At 59.2% G+C, this 456-nt stretch carries 1 protein-coding gene; it reads right to left on the minus strand.

Going from position 1 to position 456, the window contains the following annotated elements; genetic code table 11:
- On the minus strand, window positions 1-215 hold a 215-nt coding region (locus tag F0Q01_RS13655; protein WP_205467993.1), incomplete at its 3' end, for a hypothetical protein.
- Window positions 216-456 lie beyond the last annotated feature (241 nt).

The following is a 456-nucleotide window of genomic DNA, read 5'->3' on the forward strand; positions in this document are numbered from 1 at the left end:
GAATTCTTCTTTTTTTCTTTTTTTTTCAAGCAGAGGACGGCATACGAGATCGACACGGCTTCGGACCCTGTATCGTCGCGCCAGGCGATACAGGATTCGAACCCGTGATGACCCCGACGCTGGCGGATCTGACCCCCGGGAATGACGGTCATTGCCACCGCGTCTTCCCACTTAATCTGCCTGGTGGTAGCCGTGTAGGCGTCGAATTCAACCATTTGCCCCCCCAAATGGCTTGCGACCCGCGACAGCTATACGTTTCCGGGTTTTTACGGGGTCTGCTACCGGGGTACCTGACCCCCGTGTTACAGGGGGGGTTGGCAACGCCGCCGCCGAGCCCGCGCGCGCCGTCCTGCGGCCTGTCCCGCGCGGTCCCGTCGTCGGCTTGGCAACATGACTTTGCTCCACTGTCGAGACTGCATCCGTCATGACCTGGTCGAAAATATCCATGGTCATATG

Origin of the sequence: Pseudobutyrivibrio xylanivorans (assembly GCF_010906925.1) — a bacterium.
In the GTDB taxonomy this organism is placed as follows: Bacteria; Bacillota; Clostridia; order Lachnospirales; family Lachnospiraceae; genus Pseudobutyrivibrio.